Source organism: Arthrobacter gallicola (assembly GCF_014836775.1).
Taxonomy (GTDB): Bacteria; Actinomycetota; Actinomycetes; order Actinomycetales; family Micrococcaceae; genus Arthrobacter_B; species Arthrobacter_B gallicola.
Map to the genome: position 1 here is coordinate 110,255 of NZ_JACSQD010000001.1, position 23,152 is coordinate 133,406.

The following is a 23,152-nucleotide window of genomic DNA, read 5'->3' on the forward strand; positions in this document are numbered from 1 at the left end:
CCGCGGGGGGGGGGGCCCCCCCCGGGGGCCCCCCCCCCCGTCGTCGCTCTGTCACTGCATCGTGTTCTGGGGCGGTGTTCTGGGGCGGTGTTCCTGCACCGTGTTCTGGCCCGGTGTTCTGGCCCGGTGTCAGGGCCGCGCTGTGCGCATCGCGCCCAAGGGCTCCCAGAAGTAGTCAAAGCCGTCGGTGGGCCCGGTGAGGAAGCGCTGCGTGAAGAGGACTCCGATGTCCCCGTTTGGATAAACTGCGGCGCTGGTCCCGGAGCCTCCGGCCCAGCCCCACATCCCGGGTTCCGACCAGCCGGCGCCGGTGCCGGTCTGCACGGCGCTCAGGTAGCCCCAGGACTCCTCCGGACCGGCCATTTCGGTGAAGCCTTCGCGCTGGCTGCCCTCCAGCTGGTCGCTGGTCATTTCTTCCCGGAGTCCGGAGGGCAGCAGGGTATCGTCAGCCAGCGCCGCCAGGAATGTCAGGTAGTCGGGCACTGTGGAGACCAGACCGCCCGCCAGCGATTCGAACCGTGGGGGTGCGGCGAAGGCATCGCGGTAACCGGCGGCTTCCACTAGCCCGTTTTCCGTGGGTTCGTAGATGGCCGGCAGCTGTTCGCTGCCCGTCGGGAAACCTGTACGGGTCAATCCGAGCGGACCGGTGATCCGCTCTGCCAGCAGCTCGCCCACCGAGCGTCCCGAGGCCGTTGCCAGCAGTACGGAGAGTACGTCTGCTCCGGCGTGGTACATCCAGCGGCTCCCCGGCTGTGCTGCCAGCGGCAGTCCGCCCAGCCGGGCGAGGTACTCATCCGGGGTCATCCCGGGAGGGTTGGGTCCCCAGAGGAAATCCCGGGTCGCGGCAGCGTACGGCGTTTGGCCGAAATCCAGCCCAAAACCTGCGGTGAGGGTCAGGAGATGCCGGACGATGACCGGCCCGCGGGCATCAACCGTGTCAGTCAGTGGCGTTTCCGGGGACGCCAGCACCCGCAGCCCCGCGAGTTCGGGCAGCCAGCGGGCGACGTCGTCGTGCAGTTCCAGCGTGCCGTCCGCAACCAGGCTCAGCGTCAGCGCGCCGCCCATCAGCTTGCTCAGGGAAGCGATCCGGAACGGTGTCTGTGCGTCCATTGGCCGCGGATCGTCAAACCCGTAGCTGCCCAGCGCCAGGATTTCCCTCCGGCCGCCCAGCCGTACGCCGGCCACCAGGCCGGGACACCAGCCGGCGTCGACCTGGGCCTGCAATGACTGCCGCAGGCTGGCGGAGGATTCAGGCATGCGTCCACCCTCCACCAGTGCAAAGATGTGGTCAACCGCTGCGGGGCGTCCACGCCGCCTGAGTCCTGGCATGCAGAAGGGCCCGTACACCTGCCGTTTCCGGCAGGTGTACGGGCCCTGGTGCGTTCGGAGTCTTAGACGCCGTAGTAGAGCTCGAACTCGAAGGGGTTCGGGCGAAGCGACAGCGGGAAGATTTCCTGCTCGCGCTTGTACGCGATCCAGGCGTCGATCATGTCCTGGGTGAACACGCCGCCTGCCTGCAGGAACTCGTTGTCGGCTTCCAGCGCCAGCAGAGCCTCCTCAAGGGAACCGGGAGCCTTCTGGATGTGCTTGGCTTCTTCGGCGGGGAGCTCGTAGAGGTCCTTGTCGATCGGGTCAGCCGGCTCGATGCGGTTCTTGATGCCGTCCAGGCCGGCCATCAGCTGCGCGGCGAAGGCGAGGTACGGGTTGGAGGAGGGGTCCGGAGCGCGGAACTCGATGCGCTTGGCCTTCGGGTTGGAACCGGTGATGGGGATGCGGATACCGGCGGAGCGGTTGCCCTGCGAGTAAACCATGTTGACCGGAGCTTCGAAGCCCTTGACCAGACGGCGGTAGGAGTTGACCGTCGGGTTGGTGAAGGCCAGGACGGCGGAGGCGTGCTTGAGTAGGCCGCCGATGTACCAGCGGGCCAGATCGGAAAGGCCGGCGTAGCCCTTCTCGTCGTAGAACAGCGGCTCGCCGCCGTTCCACAGCGACTGGTGGCAGTGCATACCGGAGCCGTTGTCGTTGAAGACCGGCTTCGGCATGAAGGTCGCGGACTTGCCCCACGCATCGGCAACGTTCTTGACGATGTACTTGAACTTCTGCAGGTCGTCGGCGGCGTGCGTCAGGGTGGTGAACTTGTAGTTGATCTCGGCCTGGCCGGCGCCGCCCACCTCGTGGTGGGACCGCTCGACCTCAAGGCCGGCGTTGTCCAGCTCGACGCAGATCGCATCGCGCAGGTCCGCCTGCTTGTCCACGGGGGCGACCGGGAAGTAACCGCCCTTGAAGGGGGTCTTGTTGCCCAGGTTGCCGCCTTCTTCTTCGCGGCCGCTGTTCCAGGGCGCCTCGATGGAGTCAACCTTGTAGAAGCTGCCCTGGGGAGCCGATTCGTACTGGACGTTGTCGAAGATGAAGAACTCGGCCTCGGGAGCAAAGAAAGCGGTGTCGGCAATGCCGGTGGAGGCCAGGTACGCCTCGGCGCGCTCGGCGACGCCGCGGGGATCCCGCAGGTACGGCTCACCGGTGCGCGGGTTCACGATGGAGAAGTTCAGGGCGAGGGTCTTCTCGATGCGGAACGGGTCCAGGAATGCGGTGGTGACATCGGGGATGAGCTGCATGTCCGACTCGGCGATGCCCTGGAAACCGCGGATGGAAGAACCATCGAACAGCTGGCCGTGAACGAAGAAGTCTGCATCGACGGACTTAGCCGGCACGTTGAAGTGCTGCTGCACACCGGGGAGATCGGTGAACCGGATGTCGACGAACTTCACATCTTCGTCAGCGATGAACTTGAGGACCTCGTCCGCAGTCTTGAACATCGTGTCTATGCTCCTTATAAAGGTTGAGAGGAAAGGCCCCGGGCGGTGGACCTATCCACGCACCGGGCGGAAAATCCGCTCGATCCGGTAACTCCAGTAACTCTAGGCGGGCCCGATTACCCGCCCGTGTCGCTAATGTTTCGGCGACGTTACATACGCCGGGCCATTTCTTCCACCCTAGCGTGTGCCCGGTCACCGGAGCACACCGTGGCCTGTCATGACGGCGCAATCGGGGACCTGTGCCAGCCGGTAGTCTTAAACCGTGGTTGACAGACGAAGCTTAGGTTCATGGCTCCAGGGCCCGCCGTCCGATGAGGAAAACTGGCCCGGGCGCCGGCTCGGCCGCCCCCGGACAGGTCCGGGATCCATCGCCCGCGTAGGGCCGCGGCTCGGCGCGCTCATTATCGACTGGGCGCTGGCGTCACTGATTTCCTACGCGTTCTTCGGGGGAACGGCAACGGCCAACCTTCTGGTGTTCGCGGCAGAGCAGATCATCCTCGTAGGGCTGCTCGGTTACAGCGTCGGCCACCGGGTCTTCAGCCTCCAGGTTCAAAAGCTGAACGGTTCCGCCGCCGGCCCCCTGGCCGGCGCCGTCCGCTCCATTCTGATCTGCCTAGTCATTCCGGCACTGATTTTCGACGCCGACCAGCGCGGCCTGCATGACAAGGCAATGAACACCGTTCTGGTGCGGGTGAAGCACGGCAGTCGATAGGCACCTGGCGTCAAAGGTGCACACCCAAAGAGGGCTTCTCTGGAGAAGCCCTCTTTGTATGTTCAGGTAGCTGCTAGCTCCTGGCGCCTGACGGCCGACCACGCTCTGCCGAACCAGGTCTGTCCGGCGGCCGATCGCGCCTGCGCCAACCCACCCTTCCTGCGCCAGCCGACCGTTCCTGCGCCAGCCCACCCTTCCTGCCGCCTGGACGAAGGCGAACACTTTCAAGCCGGGCTCTCTCAGCCCGCAGCAGTTCCGGCGATGGCAGGTCCGTGTGCACAGGTTCCCACTCTGCGTGACAGGTGTTTCTTCCTGTGGTCACACCAGCCCCAACAGAAACGTTGGCTGGGAGCCTGTGCCGCGGTGGACCAGGGGCGGCGGTGTTTTCCTCCGTTTTGGGACAAACCGGAGGGTTTGGGACTTTCCTGCCGTGGCGCCGCGGCAGGAAAGTCCCAAAGTGGCAGGGAAGTCCCCCAACGGAGGATTCCGGCGCGCCCCCAGCCGGTTCCGCCGTGTGCCGTCCGGGCATCGGCCCCGGTCGCGCCCGATGCGCCTGGTGCCGCCCGGTCGCGCCCGATGCGCCCGACGTCGCCGATCTCCCAACGACGCCCGACCTGCCGGGCGTGCCCGCCGTCGCCGAGCTCCCAACGACGCCCGACCTGCCGGGCGTGCCCGTCGTCGCCCGTCGTCGCCCGGCGCGACCCGCCGCTGAGCGTCACCCACACCCGGACTTCCCCGCCCACCCGTCCATACCCTGCATACTGCACACGAAAAGGGCCCTCGAAGAGGGCCCTTTTTCGATGTTCAGCTACCGGTTTCCCGGACTCCGGCTACCGTCCGCGTGCTGCCTTGCGGTCCGGGCGGGCCTTGTACGGGTCAATGCCCTTGGGGATCGGGAGGCGCTGGCCCAGGGCCGACAGGCGCTTGTTGACGGCCTGGACTTCCTGCTTGGTCAGCGACTTCTTGAGCTTCCGGACCTTTTTGGCCACCTGCTGCAGGGGCACCTGGCCTTCCCCGCGGCCAGTCTGGATGACATGGACCGGAACGTTCGGTGCGATGCGGTTCATTTTCCGGCGTTCGCCGTCAACCAGCGCACGGACCCGGTTGGAGGGACCCTCGGTGACCAGCACAATACCCGGGCGGCCGATCGCGCGGAAAACTGCGTCCTGGGTGCGCGGGCTCACTGCAACCGGCTGCTCTTCCAGGATCCAGCCACGGCGCAGAACGCTCAGGGCTGCGCCGGATGCACCCGGCTGGCCTTCAATCTGCGAAAACGCAGCGCGCTCCGCACGGCGCGAGAGGATGAAGACAGCGGCCAGCAGGCCCAGCGGGATAGCGATGATGAGCATCGTGACCCAGTTGTCGATCAGGAAGCCAATGGCGAGACCGAGGACGATGATGCCGAGGAAGGCACCAGCCATCCACCAGACCACGCTGGGATCGTTGCGCCGCGTCATCTTAAAGACATCGGCGATCTGTTTCATGCGGCCGGGCTGCTTGTTCTTCTTTTCCGCCTTCGGCTTGCGGGAGAAGAGGCCGCGGCGGGCGCCCTTGGATGCGTCGGAATCAGTGCTGTTGGCCATAATAAGTCAATTCTACGTGATGGAGGCGCGGCATCTTCTCCCTGTGACACGGGTAGTCGGCGAGGGCTGCAGCGGGTTTTTCTCTGGCGGAGATGTGCGGTCAGCGCCGCGCCAGGATCGAGGACGCTTCCTGGGCTGCCGTGCCGGAATCCTCGATGTGTGCCAGATTCGGGGGAAGCTCGCGCCCCTTTTTGCGCATCGCGCCGGCCCAGAGCCGTCCGGCACGGTACGAGGACCGGACCAGCGGCCCGCTCATCACACCCAGGAACCCAAGTTCCGTGGCCTCGTCGCTGAGTTCAACAAATTCCTCCGGCTTGACCCAGCGGTCCACCGGCAGATGGCGTTCGCTGGGGCGGAGGTACTGGGTGATGGTCAGAAGGTCACAGCCGGCGTCGCGCAGGTCCCGCAGCGCTCCCGAGATTTCCTCCCGGGTTTCGCCCATGCCCAGGATCAGGTTGGATTTGGTCACCATGCCCAGTGCCTGCCCCTGCGTGATCACGTCAAGGGAGCGCTCATAGCGGAACGCCGGGCGGATCCGTTTGAACAGCCGGGGAACCGTTTCGACGTTGTGTGCGAAGACCTCCGGGGCGGCGTCGCAGATGGCCTGGATGTGTTCGGGCTTCCCGGAGAAGTCCGGGATCAGGATTTCGACGCCGGTGCCCGGGTTGAGGGCGTGAATCTGACGGATCGTCTCGGCGTACAGCCAGGTGCCTTCATCTTCCAGGTCATCACGGGCGACGCCGGTGACCGTGGCGTAGCGCAGGCTCATGGACTGGACGGACCGCGCCACCTTCATCGGTTCCATCCGGTCCAGCGGGGACGGCTTCCCGGTGTCGATCTGGCAGAAATCGCAGCGGCGGGTGCAGTCGGAGCCGCCGATCAGGAACGTGGCCTCTTTGTCTTCCCAGCACTCGAAGATGTTGGGGCAGCCTGCCTCTTCACAAACCGTGTGCAGGCCTTCCTTCTTGACCTGACCCTTGAGCTGGACGTACTCGGGGCCGATGTTGACCTTGGCCTTGATCCAGTCGGGTTTGCGTTCCACGGGCACGGCGACATTGCGCTGCTCGATCCGCAGGAGGCGGCGGCCTTCGGGGGCGAGTGTCACTTCAAGGCTCCTTCGTTCCGGACTGCGCCGGCTTCTGCTGCGGTTGCGGGGGATGACCCCGGCCGGTTTGCCAGGGCTCCCAAGCTGCGGATGAGCTGGGTTTCCACCTGATCCGCGATGGCTGCCGGCGGCACCGGCGTTCCGGTTTCGGCACTGATGGATGTGGTTCCGGCGTCGGTGATGCCACAGGCGATGATCTGCCCGTAGGGGTTGAGGTCATTGCTGCAGTTCAAAGCGAACCCGTGCATCGTGACCCCGTGGTCCACCCGGATGCCGACGGCGGCGATCTTCCGGTCCTGGCGCAGGCCGTCACCGCGGATCCAGACGCCTGAACGTCCCTCAACGCGCTCTCCGTGAAGCCCGTAGTCGGCCAGCACCGTAATCAGGGCATCCTCCAGGGCGGCAACATAGTCAACCACCAGAACCGGATCCGGCAGACGGAGGATGGGGTAACCCACCAGCTGTCCCGGCCCGTGCCAGGTCAGTTTGCCGCCGCGGTCCACGCTGATGACGGGAGTGCCGTCGAAGGGCCGCTCGTGTTCCTCGGTCCGCCGCCCTGCCGTGTAAACCGGGAGATGCTCCAGCATCAGGACGGTACCGGGCCGGGTGCCGGCGCTTACTTCTGCGTGTATCCGGCGCTGAAGATCCCAGCCGTCCTGATAATCGACATAATCCGGGGCAAATCCAACGCGCTGAAACTCCAACTCCATAGGAGTCAGCGTAGCGCCTGTCACACCCGGAAACCGCATGAGTCGTGTCACATGAAATCGCGCTGTGGATAACTTCTGCAGGATTCGGCGGTCCGCGCTAGAACTGTCGGCATGGAAACAGCAGGGCGCGAGGACTGGGAAAGCGGGCAGGACTGGGAAAGCGCACAGGGCCGGAACACCGGGCGGTCGGTCAACCGGTCTGCCGGAGGTACGCCGGAGGCGGAGGGAGCCGCGGGGTCCGCGGCGGAAGCGCGCCGCCCGTCGGTACCCGATCCGGGCTGGAAAATCGGCAGGTGTCTTGGCCAGGGCGGCATGGCGGCCGTATGGCTTGCGGAACGGAGCGCTGACGGCGCCCGGTTCGCTCTGAAGATGCCCTATGGTGCGGCGGCTGACGAGTTTGAGCTGCGGCGCGAGCTCGCGATTCGTTCCCGGGTCCGGCACGAGAACCTGCTGGAGGTTCATGGTCTTTTGGCTACGGCCGACGGACCGGGCCTGCTGCTGGAATACGCTCCCGGCGACAGCCTCGCCCGTCTGGTGGCGGTCCGGAAAACGCTCGGTGAAGGTGAGACCGTTACGGTCTTGGTTGCTGTGGCACGCGCCCTGGCCTGCCTTCATGCGGAGGGATCGGCGCATGGAGACGTGTCACCGGGAAACGTGTTGTTTACGGCGAACGGCAAGCCCCTGCTGGCTGATTTTGGGACCGGCCGGATGCTCGGCGAAACCCGGGACGCGGGCGCGGGAACGCCTGGATTCGAGGCTCCTGCGATGGAGAGGGGCGGGCGGGCAGGCGGCACCGCGTTGGAATCAGATGTCTACGCACTGGGCGCTTTGGGCTGGTTTATGCTGACCGGCCGTGCGCTGATGCCGGGCCTGCGCCCACCGCTGCGGGTGGTGCTGCCCGGGCTGCCGGAAGCACTGCGGCGGCTGCTGGACGCTGCCCTCGATGAGGACCCGGCCCAGCGTCCCAGTGCGGAGACGTTTGCGGCCGAAGTATTCCGGGCCTGGCCGGCCGAGCCGATCGATCTCCTGGCCGCGGTGCATCCCAGTGTGCGTCCTGAATTGCGGACACGGCGCAGCGTCCTGGCCCCGGGCAAACCGTCCAAGCAGGGCAAGCCATCCAAGCAGGGCAAGCCATCCAAGCAGGGCAAGGCAGTCAAAAGGCACCGGCACCTAGGCAAAGGCCGCCGCTCGAGGCAGGTGCCCTGGGAGGATACCCGACGTCCCCGGAGGCGCCGGTTCGCAGGACCTGCAGTCTTCGCGGGACCTGGTCTCTCCGGGCCCGGGCCCGGGCCCCTGGCGCCGGCACCCGCCCCGGGCACCGCACCGGCGGAGCGGAAACGCAGGCACCGTTCCATCCGGCGGCCGGCCCGGCGGCCAGCCCGGAGGCCGGTGTGGCTGGGCGCGGCCTCTGTCCTGGTGGCTTTGACTGTGGGGCTTGGCGGTGTCGCCGTCCTGGCTCCGGAAGCGCTCCGCACCCCGGGCGAGGTGAGGGTGCCCGCTTCCAGTGAGGCTTCCGCGGGTGAGTCCGGTTCCGGTGAACCACGAACCGTAGACGGCGCCGCCGACGGCAATCCGGCAGCCGGGGACCCGGCAGTGAATACCGGGGCCGAAGCTCCGGCTGCGAATCCCGGACCGGCAGCCGAATCGGCGGTATCCGGCCCGGCGGAGACGGAACTGGCTGTGCTGACGGGCGAGGACCCCGTCGCCGCCGTGCGGATACTGTCCACCCTCCGTGCCCGGGCCTATGCGGAGGGGAATCCGGGGCTTCTCGCCTGGGTCAACCAGCCGGACTCTGCTGCGGAAGCGGCCGACCTGGCCGGTGTTGGACGTCTCGGACGTCAGGGTGAGCGGCTCGCAGGGTTCACGGTGGAGCTGGTTCAGGCGGAGCGGCTCGGCAGTCTGCTCATCGGGACGGATCCGGGGGAGCAGGTGGCAGTCACGACAGAGAACTCGGCGTACGAACAGGTCGGCGCAGACGGAGTCCCGTCAGCCGCTCCGGGAGCCTCTGCCCGGCAGGAACTCGTGCTTGAGCTGGTCCGGACGGAGCAGGGGTGGAGGATTGCAAGGGTGCTTCCTGCCGCGGCGGGGCTCGAACGGCGCGGAGGTGCACAAAGATAGGATCGGGAGTATGAGTTCTTCTCCTTACCTCCGTTATCCCGATCTCCACGGCGACCGCGTTGCGTTTGTGGCCGAGGATGACGTCTGGGTTGCTCCGCTTTCCGGCGGCCGGGCCTGGCGTGTTTCCTCCCTGCAGCTGCCCGCCCGGAACCCGAAGTTTTCCCCTGACGGGTCCCGGATTGCCTGGACGGTTGTGCAGGGCGGTGCCCCTGAAGTGGTCACCGCGGACACCGAGGGAGGGGATTTCCGGCAGCTGACGTTCTGGGGCAACCAGAACACCCGGGTGCGCGGCTTCAGCGCCGCCGGCAGGGTCATTGCCACCAGCCCCTTCGAATTTGAGGATTTCCGGCTGCGCTGGGCTTATGAGGTGCCGCTGGACGGTTCCGCGCCCGTGCGCCTGCCCTACGGGCCGCTCGACACGTTCGCCGAGGGTCCGGCGCTGGGAGACGAACGTCCCGTGGTCATCGGTTCGGTTCTCAGCCGGGAGCCGGCCCGCTGGAAGCGTTACCGCGGCGGAACAGCCGGAAAGCTCTGGATCGACGCCGACGGTAACGGCGAGTTCATCCGGCTGATGCCGGAGCTGGACGGCAACCTGGCCTATCCGATGTGGGTGCAGGGCCGGATCGCCTTTTTCTCCGACCATGAAGGCTACGGCAACATTTACTCGGTGACGCCCCAGGGCACCGGGCTGCGGCGCCACACCGACTTCCAGGACTTCTACGTGCGGCATCCGTCCAGCGACGGGACCCGCATCGTCTTCGAATCCGCCGGGCAGCTGTGGCTGCTGGAAACCCTGGACTCTGAGCCCGTACGGCTGGACATCCGCCTGGGCTCTGCGGGGACGGGGCGCCGGCCGCGCCCGCTGAATGCAGCCCGAAGCCTGAGCGCAGCGATGCCCGCCGCGGATGGCACGGCCAGCGTTGTGGAAAGCCACGGAACCCTCCACTGGCTGGCCCATAAGGACGGTCCTTCCCGCGTCATCGAGGCCACGTCCGGAGTGCGGGCCCGCCTGGGCCGTCCGCTGTCCGGCGGGCGCGCTGTCTTCGTCGCTGATCCGGGCAACGAAGAAGCCCTGTTCATCAAAGATGTCTTCGCTTCCCTGCCTGCCGGCAGCCCGGCTCCCGCACCGGCCGCACCTGAGGCACCGGCGGCGGCGGAACTGGAGCTGCCCAAACCGGTGTCCGCTGCTGGACGGGCGCACGGCGCAGCGGAGGCCGCGGCCGCCGGCACGGACGCCTCCGTCCGGACCGGGAAGGACACGGACACCGGTCCGGCCAGCGGCGCGTCAGAGGCCGTTCTGGCCTCGCAGGACACCGCGATGGAGACCGGCACCTTCCGGATCCCCTTCGACACACCCACCCGCACAGCGGAACTGCTTCCGAGCCCGGACGGGAAGCTGGTGGCCGTGGCCACGGAAAAGGGGCAGGTCTACCTGCTGGATGTCGACGCACGGGAGCTCCAACTTATTGCGGACGAGGGGCACGGCGCTGTCGAGGAGCTTGCGTTCAGCCCTGACTCACGCTGGCTTGCCTGGGCGGAACCGGTGGTCGGCGAGGGCGCCCGCTCACGGATCCGGCTGCGCGAAACGTCCGGTTCCGCTCCTGAAACCCGGGACGTGACTGACGGGCGGTTCCATGACCACAGTCCGTCCTTCACTCCTGATGGCCGCTTCCTGGCTTTCCTCTCCGAGCGCAGCTTCGACCCGGTCTACGACACCCATGGTTTCGATCTTGGGTTCCCTACCTCCACCAAGCCGTTTATGGTGGCGCTGGCTGCGGCGACTCCGTCTCCCTTCGGGCCCGCTGCTCACGTGGTGGAGGAGCCGAAACCGGAAGGAACGGTTGCATCAGATGATCCCGAAAGCTCCGGAACCGCATCGCCCAAGGAAGTCCGCGTCGACGTGGACCGTTTGTCCGAGCGGCTCATTGCAGTGCCGGTTCCGCAGGGACGCTACTCCAAACTGCGGGCGGCAGACGGCGCCCTGCTGTGGCTTGCCGAGGATGTCTACGGTGTAACCGGAGACGGCCGGGCACACTCCGCAGACCGCGACCCGGGCAAGCGGCTGGAACGCTTCGACCTGGGGAAGAAGGACGTGTCCGTCCTGGTGCCGGCGCTGGGGGACTATGAACTCAGCGGGGACGGCGGCACCGTGGTGCTGCAGCACGAGCACCGGCTGCGTGCGGTTCCCGCCGGCGCCCGCGCAGACGAAGACTCCGCCGAGAGCACCGACATCGACCTGGCCCGTATCCGGGTCCTGCTGGAACCGGTAAAAGTCTGGGGACAGGCCTTCGACGAGGCATGGCGGCTGCAGCGGGACTTCTTCTGGACCCCTGACATGGGTGGACTGGACTGGGACGCAGTGCATGCACGCTACCGGCCGCTCGTGGAGAACCTCGGCTCCCATGACGACCTGGTGGACCTGCTGTGGGAACTGCACGGGGAACTGGGCACCTCCCATGCCTACGTCACCCCGGCACCGGTCGCCGAACCAGGCGCCGGCGCACAGGGATTCCTGGGCGCCGACCTGCGGCCGGGCCCCGGAGGGTGGGAAGTGGTGCGGATCCTGGACCCGGAGTCATCCGATCCGCAGGCTATTTCCCCGCTCAGCGCCCCGGGAGCGGACGTCGGCCCGGGGGACATCATCTCCGCTGTGGACGGTCTGCCGGTACCGGCAGACAAGGGCCCGGCAGCCCTCCTGATCGGTGCGGCAGGGCGGGTAGTGGAACTGAGTGTTGTCCGGCCCGAGGAAGGCGCAGCTCCCAGGCAGCGCCGTATCGCTGTCATTCCGCTGCGCAGCGAAGAACGTCTGCGTTATCAGAACTGGGTCAACGGGAACCGCAGGGCGGTCCGCAGCGCCTCGGAGGGAAGGTTCGGCTACCTTCATATTCCGGATATGGTCGCCAGCGGGTGGGCCCAGCTGCACCGCGACCTGGACAGCGAAGCTGCGAAGGACGCACTGATCATCGACGTCCGGCATAACCGCGGCGGCCACACATCGCAGCTCGTGGCGGAATTGATCGGCCGGAAGGTGACCGCCTGGAGCCTTCCGCGCGGGGAACAGCCGGGAACGTATCCGGCTCAGTCGCCGCGCGGGCCCGTGGTCCTCCTGGCTGATGAGTTCGCAGGGTCCGACGGCGATATCGTCACCCAGGTTGCGAAGCTGCGTGGCATTGGTCCGGTGATCGGCACCCGGACCTGGGGAGGCGTCGTCGGGATTGACGGCCGGTTTGCGCTGGCGGACGGCACGGGTGTGACGCAGCCGCGTTACGCCTACTGGTTCACCGGCGGTATCGGCTTTGGAGTGGAGAACCGCGGCGTTGAGCCGGATATCGAAGTTCCGTATCCTCCGCATGCTTACGCCGCAGGGGAGGACCCGCAGCTGGAACACGGTGTGGGAATTCTCAAGGAGATGCTTTCCGAGCTCCCGACAGACCAGCCGCCGGCCAGGGAGGGTTATCCCAGCCTCCGGCCCGCATCGCTGCCGCCGCGGCCGCAGGACGCGGCCGCGAAGTCCTAGCCGGCTTCCGGAATTCCAGAGGACCTCTTCCCGGATGGGAAGAGGTCCTCTGTCGTCTAAGCCTCCAGCGACGCGTCCATGGTGATCTTGATGCCGGCCAGGGCCTGGGATACCGGGCATCCGGTTTTGGCGGAATCCGCCAGATCAGCAAATTCTTCGGCGGTCAGCCCGGGAACGGCCGCGGAAACCCGCAGATGGCTGCCCGTGATGCCGGTTCCCGGCACGAAGGTCACTTCAGCCGAGGTCTCGATGCGCTCGGCAGTCTTGCCTGCATCTGCCAGGGCCAGGCTGAAGGCCATGGAAAAACAGGCTGAGTGGGCGGCGGCGATCAGCTCCTCCGGGCTGGTGCGGCCCCCGGCCTCCTCCGCCCGCGCTTTCCAGGTGACGTCGTAGGTGCCCAGATGGGACGAGTCGAGGGTGACTTCACCCTTGCCGTGGAGGAGGTCGCCGTGCCAGACGGTGTGGGCTGCGCGGACAGTAGCCATGAATGCTCCTAAATCGGGATGGGCGCGTTCGGTGTCCCGGGCGCTGCGGCCCATCCTTGCAGGTCATCCGTGCCGGGACCAGACCCACTAAAAAGGTTCCTCCTCTCCGGAAGCGGAGAGGAGGAACCCGAGGTTTAGTGCGTGGGCACCGGAGAAACCGCTGTTACCACATGGTCGCCACGGCGATGTTCACCACGGCCAGGATGCCGACGCCGTTGGCCAGGGTGCGCGACACGGGCTCATCCTTCTTGTACTTGCGCTGGCCGATGAAGGCCAGGACCGCAACCACCAGGGTGATCAGCAGCTTGACGCCGACCTTGATCTGGTTGACGTCCCCGTCACCCATCTCGTTCAGCCCAACCAGCAGGATGCCGGTAACCAGCTGCAGCAGTGCGGCGTGGAACTGGCCGGGCAAAACGGTCGGGTTCTTGATCCGTGCGATCCAGAGACCGACAATCATCGCCGCGCCAAGAATGTGCAGGAAAACAAGGAAGCTGTGAAGGAAATCCATGCTTCGATCTTACCGACACTATGTCAGCGACACGCAATCCGCGGGATAACTTTTCTACAACAGGTAGAAAAGGGGGGGGTCTGCCGGTGCTTAACGACGACGGCGGGCGGCCCCGTGAGGGAACCGCCCGCCGTCGTTCGCTGGCTTAGAGGCCCAGATCTGCCTCGAAGTTGCCTTCTTCCAGCCGTGCCCGCAGGGTCTGCAGGAAGCGGCCGGCGTCGGCACCGTCCACCAGGCGGTGGTCGTACGTGAGCGAGAGGTACATCATCGAGCGGATGGCAATGGTGTCATTGCCGTCCGCATCGGTGCGCACCACGGGACGCTTGACGATCGCGCCCGTGCCCAGGATACCGACCTGCGGCTGGTTGATGATCGGGGTATCGAAGAGGGCTCCGACGCTGCCGATGTTGGTGATCGTAAACGTTCCGCCGGACAGCTCATCCGGGCCGATCTTGTTGTTGCGGGTGCGTGCCCCGACGTCGGCGATGCGCTTGGCCAGGCCGGCGATGTTCAGGTCTCCGGCATCGTTGATGACCGGAACCAGGAGGCCCTTTTCGGTGTCCACCGCGATCGCCAGGTGTTCGGCGTCGTGGTAGGTGATCTCCTGCTTCTCGGAATCGTAGGCAGCGTTGAGCACCGGGTGCTGCTTCAGTGCCTCGACGACTGCCTTGGCGATGAAGGGCAGGAAGGTCAGGTTGGCGCCGTTCTGTGCCTTGAACCCGGCCTTGGCCTGCTGGCGCAGAGCGGCAATGCGGGTCATGTCCACTTCGTGGACCTGGGTCAGCTGTGCCGATGTATCCAGGGACTCGACCATCCGGCGTGCGATGGTCTGCCGGATCCGGGGAGCCTTGACCGTAGTGCCGCGCAGCTTGGCGCTTTCCTCACTGATCTTGGTGGCCGGTGCAGCCTTGCCCGAGGAGGCGGAAGCGGCAGGAGCAGCCTGTGCTTCAGCCTTCTTGGCTTCGGCCGCGGCCAGCACATCCTGCTTGCGGATGCGGCCGGCTACGCCGCTGCCCTTGACGGTGGAGAGGTCCACGCCGTGCTCGTTGGCCAGCTTGCGGACCAGCGGCGTGACGTAGGTGCCTTCGGAGCCTGCGGCTTCGTCCTTCGGCGACTCCTGCTTGGGGGCTGCCTTGGGGGCTTCCTTCGGAGCTTCGGCCTTGGGGGCTTCCTTGGCAGCTGCCTGCTTCGGCTCGGCGACCGGCTCTTCGCGTTCCGTCGACGGCGCGGCGGCAACCGGCTCGGCTTCCTTCGGCTCTGCCTTGGCGGGCGCGGCGGAGCCGGAACCGATGACGGCCAGCACGGAGCCAACCTCCGCGGTGTCGTCTTCGTTCACCCGGATCTCCAGCAGCTTGCCGGCTACGGGGGAGGGGATCTCGGTGTCAACCTTGTCGGTGGAGACCTCAAGCAGCGGCTCGTCCACGGCTACGTCGTCGCCGACAGCCTTCAGCCACCGGGTAACGGTGCCTTCGGTGACGCTCTCACCGAGTGCGGGCAGGGTGACCTCGGTGCCTTCGGCGGAACCGGAGTCGGCGGAACCGGAGTCCTGGGCCGGAGCGGCCTCTTCTGCGGGGGCTTCCGGGGCCGGAGCTTCTTCCTTGGCCGGCTCTTCCGCTGCCGGGGCATCGGAAGAGGACGCGGAGGAGCCGGATCCGTCGCCGATGCGGACGAGTGCCTCGCCAACCTCTGCGGTCTCGTCTTCGGCGACGAGGATCTCCTCGATAACACCGGCTACGGGGGAGGGGATCTCGGTGTCGACCTTGTCGGTGGAAACCTCGAGCAGGGGCTCGTCTACGGCGACGGTATCGCCCACCTGCTTCAGCCAGCGGGTAACGGTGCCTTCGGTGACGCTCTCACCAAGCGCGGGTAAGTTCACGGTTTCAGACATATTGTCCCCGTTTCTCCTTGTTAGTTCTTAGACCAGCCGTGCCGCTGGTGCTGGTTGGTTTGAAGCCTAGTGCACCCGGCGGCAGCGCTGCCGGGTGCACCAGGGAATACTTGCTGTGTGTCAGCCGTGCAGCGGCTTGCCGGCCAGGGCCATGGCAGCCTCGCCGAGGGCTTCGTTCTGGGTGGGGTGTGCGTGGAGCAGGCCGGCCAGGTCCTCCGGGTATGCTTCCCAGTTCACGATCAGCTGTGCTTCACCGATCTGCTCACCGATGCGGCCGCCGATCATGTGGACGCCGATGATGGGGCCGTCCTTTTCCCGGACCATCTTGATCAGGCCGGAGCTGCCCAGGATGGAGGTCTTGCCGTTGCCGGCCAGGTTGTATTCCTGGACCTGCACGTTCTCGGCGCCGAGCTTTTCCTTAGCCTTGGCCTCGGTGAGACCCACGGAAGCGATTTCGGGCTCGCAGTAGGTGACCTTCGGGATGTTGACATCTTCAACAACAACGGGCTTCAGGCCGGCGATTTCCTCGGCAACGAAGATGCCCTGCTGGAAACCGCGGTGTGCCAGCTGCAGGCCGGGAACGATGTCACCCACGGCGTAGACGTTGCCGACACCGGTGTGCAGCCGGTCGTTGGTGATGACAAAACCGCGGTCCATGGTCAGGCCGGCCTCTTCGTAGCCCAGGTTCGCGGTGACGGGACCGCGGCCGACGGCAACGAGCAGCAGATCAGCTTCAAAGGTCTTGCCGTCAGCGAGGGTGACAACAACGCCGTCGTCGTTCTGCTCAACCTTGTCGAAGAAGATTCCGGTGCTGAACTTGATGCCGCGCTTCTTGTAAGCGCGCTCCAGGTTCTTGATGATTGCGGCGTCCTCGTTGGGGACCAGGGAGGGCAGGCCCTCAACGATGGTCACGTCAACACCGAAGGAGTTCCACACCGAGGCAAATTCGACGCCGATGACGCCGCCGCCGAGGATGATGGCGCTCTTGGGAACGTAGTCCAGGGTCAATGCCTGGTCGGAAGTGATAACGCGGCCGCCGATTTCCAGGCCCGGAAGCGAGCGGGAGTAGGAACCCGTGGCGAGGATGATGTTGGAACCCGTGTAGGTTTCGCCGTTCACCTCAATGGTCTTTTCACTCGTGAGACGGCCTTCGCCCTCGATCACGGTGATGCCCTTGGACTTAATCAGACCCTGCAGGCCGCGGAACTTGCCCGCAATGATGTTGTCCTTGTAGGAGTTCACAGCATTCATGTCCACGGAGTCGAACGTGGCCTTGATCCCGTATTTCTCCGCCGTCTTCGCGTTTTCGGCGATCTCCGCCGAATGCAGCAGGGCCTTGGTCGGGATGCAGCCGTTGTGCAGGCAGGTGCCGCCGAGCTTCCCCTTCTCGATGAGGCCAACGGAAAAACCAAGCTCCACGGAACGGAGAGCTGCGGCGTATCCGCCGCTGCCTCCACCGAGGATCAGGATGTCGAATTCTTGCGCAGTTGCCTTATCGGCCACGTGGACGCTCCCTCGCGTAATCGGTTGACGCACATCGAGCGCGTCGGTTAGTGATTTGGGCGGTTGTGATCAGGTCTCACACTATCTCCCACTTTGTTCCTCAGCCACTCAGCTAAGGCAGCGGAATAAGGAATGTAAGCAGGAACACGCGCAACAATTGCCTAATACGTTGCGCAGGTAACAGCAATGGGTGTTATACCGAACGCGAAATAACGTCTTCCGCGTAGGAAACCAGGGTCCGCACGGCAACGCCGGTGCCCTCCTTCGGGGTGTACCCGTACGGGGCGCCCTCGTTGAACGCGGGACCGGCAATGTCCAGGTGCGCCCAGGGGATCTTCACTCCGTCGACCTCGCCGACGAACTCACGCAGGAACACCGCCGCGGTCATCATCCCGCCGAAGCGCTCACCGATATTCGCCAGGTCCGCGGTGGGAGAATCCAGGCTCGCGCGGAGTTCCTCCGGCAGCGGCATGGGCCAGAACAGTTCCCCGGCGCGGTCCGCAGCGGACTTTACGGCGTCACGAACGCCGTCTTCGCCCATGACAGCGGAAACGCGGTTGCCCAGGGCGACCATCTGCGCTCCGGTGAGGGTGGCGACGTCGATGATCACGTCCGGCTCTTCCTCGCTGGCGACGGCGAGGCCGTCCGCCATGACCAGGCGGCCCTCGGCATCGGTGTTCAGCACCTCGACTGTGCGCCCACCGTAGGTGGTCAGCACATCGGACGGACGCTGGGCGGTACCCGAGGGCATGTTTTCGGCCAGGCACAGCCAGGCCGTCACCTTGACGGGCAGGCCCAGCTCGGCCACGGCCAGCAGGGCATTCAGGACGACGGCGGCGCCGCCCATATCCGATTTCATGGCCTGCATGCCTGCGGCGGGCTTCAGGGAGATACCGCCGGTGTCAAAAGTGATTCCCTTGCCGACCAGGGCCAGCTTGGCCTTGGCCCGTGCGGGGGAGTACTCCACCTTGACCAGGCGGGGCGGGCGGGCTGAACCCTTGCCGACGCCGAGAATTCCGCCGAAGCCCTCCCGTTCGAGCTTCTTCTCGTCCCAGACGGTGACCTTGACCGGCAGGGACCGTGCAGCTTCGCGGGCGGCCGCGGCGAACGTCTCGGGGTAGAGGTGGCTGGGCGGCTGATTGACCAGGGACCGGGTTGCGTTCACTGCCCGGCCCAGGATGCGTGCCCGTTCGACGGCGGGCTTCAGTGCTGCATCACCCGCTGCAGAGGTGACCACGGTGATCGCGGACACCGGGGCGGGAGATTTTGCGGCGTGGGTGCTGCGGAATTCCGTAAAGCTGTACGCGCCCAGCAGGGCGCCTTCGGCCACGGCGGCTGCGTCCTCGACAGTGGCGGCAGGCAGTGCCAGGGCCACGCTGCCGGTTCCGGCGAGCTGGCGGACCGCGGACCCGGCGGCCCGGCGGAGGGCCTCTGGGCTCAGGGACTCACCGGCGGAAACCGGACCAAGCCCGGCAAGAACCAGCAACTGGGCGTCGTGTTCGGGCAGGCCGGGGATCCGGATCACCTGGTCGGGTGCACCGGTAACCCCGAGCAGGGCAAAGGAGCCGGCCAGGGCCGAGGAGGCCTTCTGCGAGAGCGGGCTGTCAACGAGCACGGGACCGTCCGGGCTTTGCCCAACCCCCACCACCAGGGCCTGCGCTGCTACCTTGCGCGCATCCCGGGAAACCACCTGCAGGTCCGGCTCACTGGCTTTGCTCACGAAGCTTCATCCTCACGTCTTGAATCTGTTTGGTAATGCTCTGCTGTACCGATCGTAGTCTCTCCGGGGCGGGAGAGTTGGGACGCCGCCCGGGGCCCGGAATGAATCAGGTCCCCGCTGACGTTTACCCTGTAGTAAGGGATTGACAACACCGCGCTTGTTTTAACGCGTTTGTTCTAAACAGCGCCGCCCGCCGACCAAACGGGACGAGTTGCAGGAAGGTAAGAACATGCTTGATCCGCTGACCCTGTTTAACCTGAACCCGGAACTGGCCGAATCCGCTGACCTGCGGGGCCTTCGGCTGATCGCCGGGTTCACCGGTTTCGGCGAGGCAGGACACGTCGTCACCCAGGTGCGCGACGAACTTTTCGAGAATCTCGAACACGAGCTGGTGGCGACATTCGACGCCGATCAGCTCATCGACTACCGGGCGCGCCGCCCGCAGCTGACTTTCGTGGAAGACCACTTCACCGGATACGAGCCTCCCCGGATCGAACTGCACCGGTTCTATGACGGGCTGGGGGAGCCATTCCTCTTCCTCACCGGGTTTGAACCGGACTTCCAGTGGGAACGGTTCACGGCGGCCGTCCTGCGGATCGTGGAAATGCTGGAGGTTTCGCTCGTGGCCTGGGTGCACTCCGTGCCCATGCCGGTGCCGCACACCCGGCCCATCGGCGTCACGGCGCACGGTAACCGTCCGGACCTCATTGAGGGCATCAGCTCCTGGAAGCCGACCGCCCAGATCCAGGCCAATGTCGGCCACCTGCTGGAGCTTCGGCTCACCGAAGCCGGTGTCGACGTCGTTGGTCACGTGGTGCACGTACCGCACTATCTTTCCGAGGCAGAGTTCCCGCCCGCAGCCGTGGCTGCGCTTGAATATCTCGGAGCGGCCGCGAACCTGGTCCTGCCCACCGACCGGCTCCGGGAATCCGGGCGCGAGGTCGAAAGGCAGATCGCCGAACAGGTCGAAGCTTCCGCGGAGGTCCGCGGTGTGGTCGCCACATTGGAAAGCCGGTACGACGAGTTCACCGGCAGCACCTCCCGGCGTTCGCTGCTGGTCAAGGACAATGATGAGCTTCCCGACGCCGAGGAACTTGGTGCCGCGGTGGAGGCCTACCTGGCGAGCCCGCAGGCCGAGGAAGAGACGGAAGCGCTGCTGGATGCGCTGGGTCAGGAATCCGAGGAAGAGCCCGATCCGCAGCAGGTAACGAAGGACGAGGAAACTGTTGAACCGAATGGCCCCACTGCGCTTCCCGGCAGGGACGAAGACCCCGGACGTTCCGGGGGAGCGGGGACGCCCCCGGCCGGGTAATCCCTGCAACGCTGCGGGGAGGGCAGCATGAAGCACAGGGGAGCCTGGCTGGTCTGGGGAGTCGGTGTTTTTGCCTACATGGTGGCCGTTACCCAGCGCACCTCCTTTGGCGTGGCCGGGGTGGAAGCGACGGAGCGGTTCTCCGCGACAGCCTCCGTACTGTCCGTCTTTACCGTCGTGCAGCTGCTGGTCTACGCGGGACTGCAGATCCCGGTGGGGATGCTTGTGGACCGGTTTGGCCCACGGCTGCTGATCGCCGCCGGCGCCGCTCTGATGTGTGCCGGCCAGTTTCAGCTGGCCGTTGCGGATTCCGTAACCGGCGGTATAGCGGGCCGCTCCCTGGTTGGAGCGGGAGATGCCCTGACTTTCATATCGGTGCTGAGGCTGTTGCCGGCCTGGTTCCCGGCACCCAAAGTTCCCATTCTGACGCAGTGGACGGGAATCATTGGGCAGCTCGGGCAGATCGCCAGCGCCATACCGTTCGCGTTCGTACTGCGCAGTTACGGCTGGAACACCGCCTTCCTCAGTGGCGCGGCGCTCTCGGTACTGGCCCTCGTCCTTGCCGCAGCGCTGATCCGCAACTATCCCGGCGGCTCACGGCCTGCCGCTGCTGCCGCTGCGGCAGGCGGCGCTTCGCTCGCAGCAGCCTGGCGGCAGCCCGGGACCCGGCTGGGCCTCTGGACACACTTCACCATCCAGTTCCCCGGTACGGTCTTCGTGTTGATGTGGGGCTACCCCTATCTGGTCAGCGGCGAAGAGGTTTCTCCGGCCACCGCCTCGCTCCTCATGACGCTGTTCGTCGCCATTGCCATCCTCTGCGGGCCCTGGCTGGGCACCTGGGTAGGCCGCCATCCCATGCGCAGGTCCACCATGGTCCTCCTCATTGCCGTGGGCATGGCTGCGGCATGGCTGGCTGTGATGCTCTGGCCTGGCCCGGCACCGGTCTGGCTGCTGGCGGTTCTGGTGGCCATGCTCGCCGTCGGCGGCCCGGGATCCATGATCGGTTTCGACTTTGCCAGGACGTTCAACCCCAGCAACCGGCTTGGAACCGCGACCGGAATCGTGAATATGGGCGGGTTCGTGGCGTCCCTGATCTCGATGTACCTCATCGGCCTGGTGCTGGATGTTCTGAACTCGGGTGGATACTCCAACGGGGACCTCTACGACCTCTCGTCCTTCCGTATTGCCCTGGCCGTCCAGTTCGTCGTGATGGGCCTGGGCATCGCCGGAATCCTGCGGAGCCGCCGGATCGTCCGGGCCCGGATGGCGGGTGAAGGGCTGCGGCTTCCGCCGCTCCGGGAGGCCCTTGCCCGGGAACGTCAGCGCCGGCGGGATGAGCGGCAGACCCGCGGCAGCACCGGACAGGACACGGCCGGCCGGGAGTAGTCCCTCCACATCCACCAGCCCTCCACAACAGCTGGCCGGCGGCGGCTGGAACGGCCGGGGTCCACAACTGCTGCGGGCGCGGCCTGATCCTGGCCGGTCCGGGGCAGGCTGGCCCGATGAACGAATCCCAAAGCTCCAGGCATCCCGTGGCAGGGCGGGCGGCAGAAAATACAAGCAGAGACCCAGCCGCCGCAGACCCAGCTGCCGCAGACCCAGACGCCGCAGACCCGGCCGCCGGTCCGGATACGGCGCCAGACGGTTGTGCAGCAGAAGACGCTCCTCATCAGACCCGGTCCGCCGCAGACTGGCCGTCCTTCCAAGCTGGAGAGGCGGGAGCGGAGAACTCCGGGTTGAGGGCCGGATCCCCGCAGGACATCCTGGCGTTTGTGCCGCACTGCCTGGGGTTTGTTCCGGAGGAATCGCTGGTTTTGATGACGCTCCGCGGACGCAGCCTGGGAGCCACGCTGCGCCTCGACCTCCCGGGCAGGAGGGACAATGGGCGGGGGCGGGCGCGGCCCCGGGCTGAGAGCAGGTTTGAAGCAGACTACTGCGCCCGGATCTGCAGTGTCCTCGGCGGAGACCAGGAGGCCGATGGCGTGCTGATGGTCATCTACACCCGGGAGCACTGGATGGCCGGGGAGCCGCCGCCCTACAACAGGCTGGTCCACCGGCTACGGCGGGATCTGGCGGCGGAAGGGCTGGAACTGCGGGACGGCTGGCTGTCCGGAGACGGACACTGGCGGGACTACTTCTGCCTGTCGCAGGAATGCTGTCCCTGGCCGGGTTTCCCCCTGGACCAGATCGCGGGAAGCAGGCTCAATGCGGAACTGGTCTTCCGGGGCAGCTCCTATTCTTCATCGCTGCAGACGGCTGTGGGACTGCCTGCTGCAGGCCTTCCCGCCAGCAGCGCCCCCGATCCGGAAACGGCCAGGGCACTGACTGCCAGCCGGCGGCGCCTGGCCGGAAAATGGACGCAGCCCGAGCATTTCAGCCGGACGATGGAGGCCTGGGAACGGTGTTTTGAGGGGACCCGCAGCCCTGCGCGGGATGGCCTGCTTCTGGCGAGTCTGGAAGCCAAACCCATCCGGGATGCGGTGCTGGTGCTGGCTGCGGCGGATCTGTCTACAGCGGTTGCCGGGTCCCGGTATTGGCTGAGTGCGGACGGGAGTGCCGCCGGTGGCGAGGAGGCGGGCGGAGCCACTGCGGGCCGCAGCTGGGCCAGCTCCCCGGAAGCGGGCAGTGTCTTCCGCAGTGTGCTGATCGGGCGGGGAAGCCGTTTCGTTCCGGACTGGGAGCGTCTGGACCGCGCCCATGATGCCCTGACCTCACTGCTGCATTCTGCGTCCGGTGAACCGGCGGCGGCCCTGCTGACGCTGCTTGGCTGGCTGGAATGGGCCCGCGGACGCAGTTCCCGTGCAAATCTCTGTCTGTCCGGGGCCCTGCAGGTGCATCCGGGCTACCGGCTGGCCCAGCTGCTCCAAGCCCTCCTGATGCGCGGTGAATTACCCGAATGGGCGCAGTCGCCGAAGACAGCGTGGCGGGGCGGAGGCGCTGCTTAGTGATTCCGCTTCATCCATGCGTTCGTCAGCGTTCACATGCTGCCGGACACGGTACACGGCGGCCGCGCCGTAGTGCTGGTGGTTGACCGAAAACATGCGACAATGGGAACCGAGACCCGGTTGGGTTCGTGTATCAAGTGTCGTTCCACACCTTTCGTTGACAAACGGAGGGAATAAGGAACCGGGCGCGGTGCGTTTTCATAGAAAGCACCCCGCGCACCGACCAT

15 protein-coding genes and 1 pseudogene are annotated in these 23,152 nt (G+C 66.2%); 6 read left to right on the forward strand and 10 right to left on the reverse strand.

Going from position 1 to position 23,152, the window contains the following annotated elements; all coding sequences use genetic code 11:
* Positions 1-129: 129 nt before the first annotated feature.
* Both H9639_RS00505 and glnA read right to left on the reverse strand, forming a co-directional pair.
* On the reverse strand, positions 130-1,257 hold the full coding sequence (locus tag H9639_RS00505) for a serine hydrolase domain-containing protein (RefSeq protein WP_191806208.1): 1,128 nt from the start codon (positions 1,255-1,257) through the stop codon (positions 130-132).
* A 134-nt stretch (positions 1,258-1,391) separates the two neighbouring features.
* A complete protein-coding gene (gene glnA / locus H9639_RS00510) occupies positions 1,392-2,816 on the reverse strand; it encodes a type I glutamate--ammonia ligase (protein WP_191806209.1) in 1,425 nt (474 codons plus the stop codon).
* A 262-nt stretch (positions 2,817-3,078) separates the two neighbouring features.
* Here glnA and H9639_RS00515 point away from each other — a divergent pair, with 262 nt between their 5' ends.
* Positions 3,079-3,528, forward strand: a complete 450-nt coding sequence (locus H9639_RS00515) for an RDD family protein (RefSeq protein WP_191806210.1) — start codon at positions 3,079-3,081, stop codon at positions 3,526-3,528.
* An 830-nt stretch (positions 3,529-4,358) separates the two neighbouring features.
* Here the strand turns inward: H9639_RS00515 and H9639_RS00520 are convergent.
* The 3 genes from H9639_RS00520 to lipB all read right to left on the reverse strand — a co-directional run bounded on the left by H9639_RS00520 (position 4,359) and on the right by lipB (position 6,926).
* Complete coding sequence (locus H9639_RS00520) at positions 4,359-5,111, reverse strand: DUF4191 domain-containing protein (protein WP_191806211.1); 753 nt, start codon at positions 5,109-5,111, stop codon at positions 4,359-4,361.
* Positions 5,112-5,211: 100 nt separating this feature from the next.
* Positions 5,212-6,216, reverse strand: a complete 1,005-nt coding sequence (lipA, locus tag H9639_RS00525; protein WP_191806212.1) for a lipoyl synthase — start codon at positions 6,214-6,216, stop codon at positions 5,212-5,214.
* On the reverse strand, positions 6,213-6,926 hold the full coding sequence (gene lipB, locus H9639_RS00530) for a lipoyl(octanoyl) transferase LipB (RefSeq protein ID WP_191806213.1): 714 nt from the start codon (positions 6,924-6,926) through the stop codon (positions 6,213-6,215). Before lipB ends, lipA begins: the two co-directional genes overlap by 4 nt.
* A 111-nt stretch (positions 6,927-7,037) precedes the next feature.
* Here lipB and H9639_RS00535 point away from each other — a divergent pair, with 111 nt between their 5' ends.
* Positions 7,038-9,044 carry a serine/threonine-protein kinase gene (locus H9639_RS00535; RefSeq protein ID WP_191806214.1) on the forward strand — a complete coding sequence of 669 codons (2,007 nt, stop codon included), beginning with the start codon at positions 7,038-7,040 and terminating at the stop codon, positions 9,042-9,044.
* A 10-nt stretch (positions 9,045-9,054) separates the two neighbouring features.
* Positions 9,055-12,561, forward strand: a complete 3,507-nt coding sequence (locus H9639_RS00540) for a S41 family peptidase (RefSeq protein WP_191806215.1) — start codon at positions 9,055-9,057, stop codon at positions 12,559-12,561.
* A gap of 56 nt (positions 12,562-12,617) precedes the next feature.
* On the opposite strand, the gene H9639_RS00545 is transcribed toward H9639_RS00540, so the two are convergent.
* From H9639_RS00545 to H9639_RS00565, 5 genes are all read right to left on the reverse strand, one after another.
* Entirely contained in the window at positions 12,618-13,046 is a 429-nt protein-coding gene (locus H9639_RS00545; protein WP_191806216.1) for an OsmC family peroxiredoxin, read from the reverse strand.
* 163 nt (positions 13,047-13,209) lie between these two features.
* The gene (locus H9639_RS00550) at positions 13,210-13,557 is read right to left on the reverse strand and encodes a hypothetical protein (RefSeq protein WP_191806217.1); all 348 of its coding nucleotides are present in this window, start codon (positions 13,555-13,557) and stop codon (positions 13,210-13,212) included.
* 145 nt (positions 13,558-13,702) lie between these two features.
* Positions 13,703-15,445 carry a 2-oxoglutarate dehydrogenase, E2 component, dihydrolipoamide succinyltransferase gene (gene sucB / locus H9639_RS00555; protein ID WP_191806218.1) on the reverse strand — a complete coding sequence of 581 codons (1,743 nt, stop codon included), beginning with the start codon at positions 15,443-15,445 and terminating at the stop codon, positions 13,703-13,705.
* Between the two features lie 120 nt (positions 15,446-15,565).
* Positions 15,566-16,948: a dihydrolipoyl dehydrogenase gene (lpdA, locus tag H9639_RS00560; RefSeq protein WP_191806219.1), complete on the reverse strand. Its 1,383-nt coding sequence runs from the start codon at positions 16,946-16,948 to the stop codon at positions 15,566-15,568.
* A gap of 193 nt (positions 16,949-17,141) precedes the next feature.
* Positions 17,142-18,668: a leucyl aminopeptidase gene (locus H9639_RS00565; protein WP_191806220.1), complete on the reverse strand. Its 1,527-nt coding sequence runs from the start codon at positions 18,666-18,668 to the stop codon at positions 17,142-17,144.
* A 229-nt stretch (positions 18,669-18,897) separates the two neighbouring features.
* Here H9639_RS00565 and H9639_RS00570 point away from each other — a divergent pair.
* The 3 genes and pseudogenes from H9639_RS00570 to H9639_RS00580 all read left to right on the forward strand — a co-directional run.
* Positions 18,898-19,791, forward strand: a pseudogene (locus tag H9639_RS00570) (proteasome assembly chaperone family protein); the annotation flags it as partial.
* Between the two features lie 216 nt (positions 19,792-20,007).
* A complete protein-coding gene (locus H9639_RS00575; RefSeq protein ID WP_191806222.1) occupies positions 20,008-21,366 on the forward strand; it encodes an MFS transporter in 1,359 nt (452 codons plus the stop codon).
* A 350-nt stretch (positions 21,367-21,716) separates the two neighbouring features.
* Positions 21,717-22,925, forward strand: a complete 1,209-nt coding sequence (locus tag H9639_RS00580) for a DUF4192 domain-containing protein (RefSeq protein ID WP_191806223.1) — start codon at positions 21,717-21,719, stop codon at positions 22,923-22,925.
* The last annotated feature ends 227 nt before the right edge of the window (positions 22,926-23,152 follow it).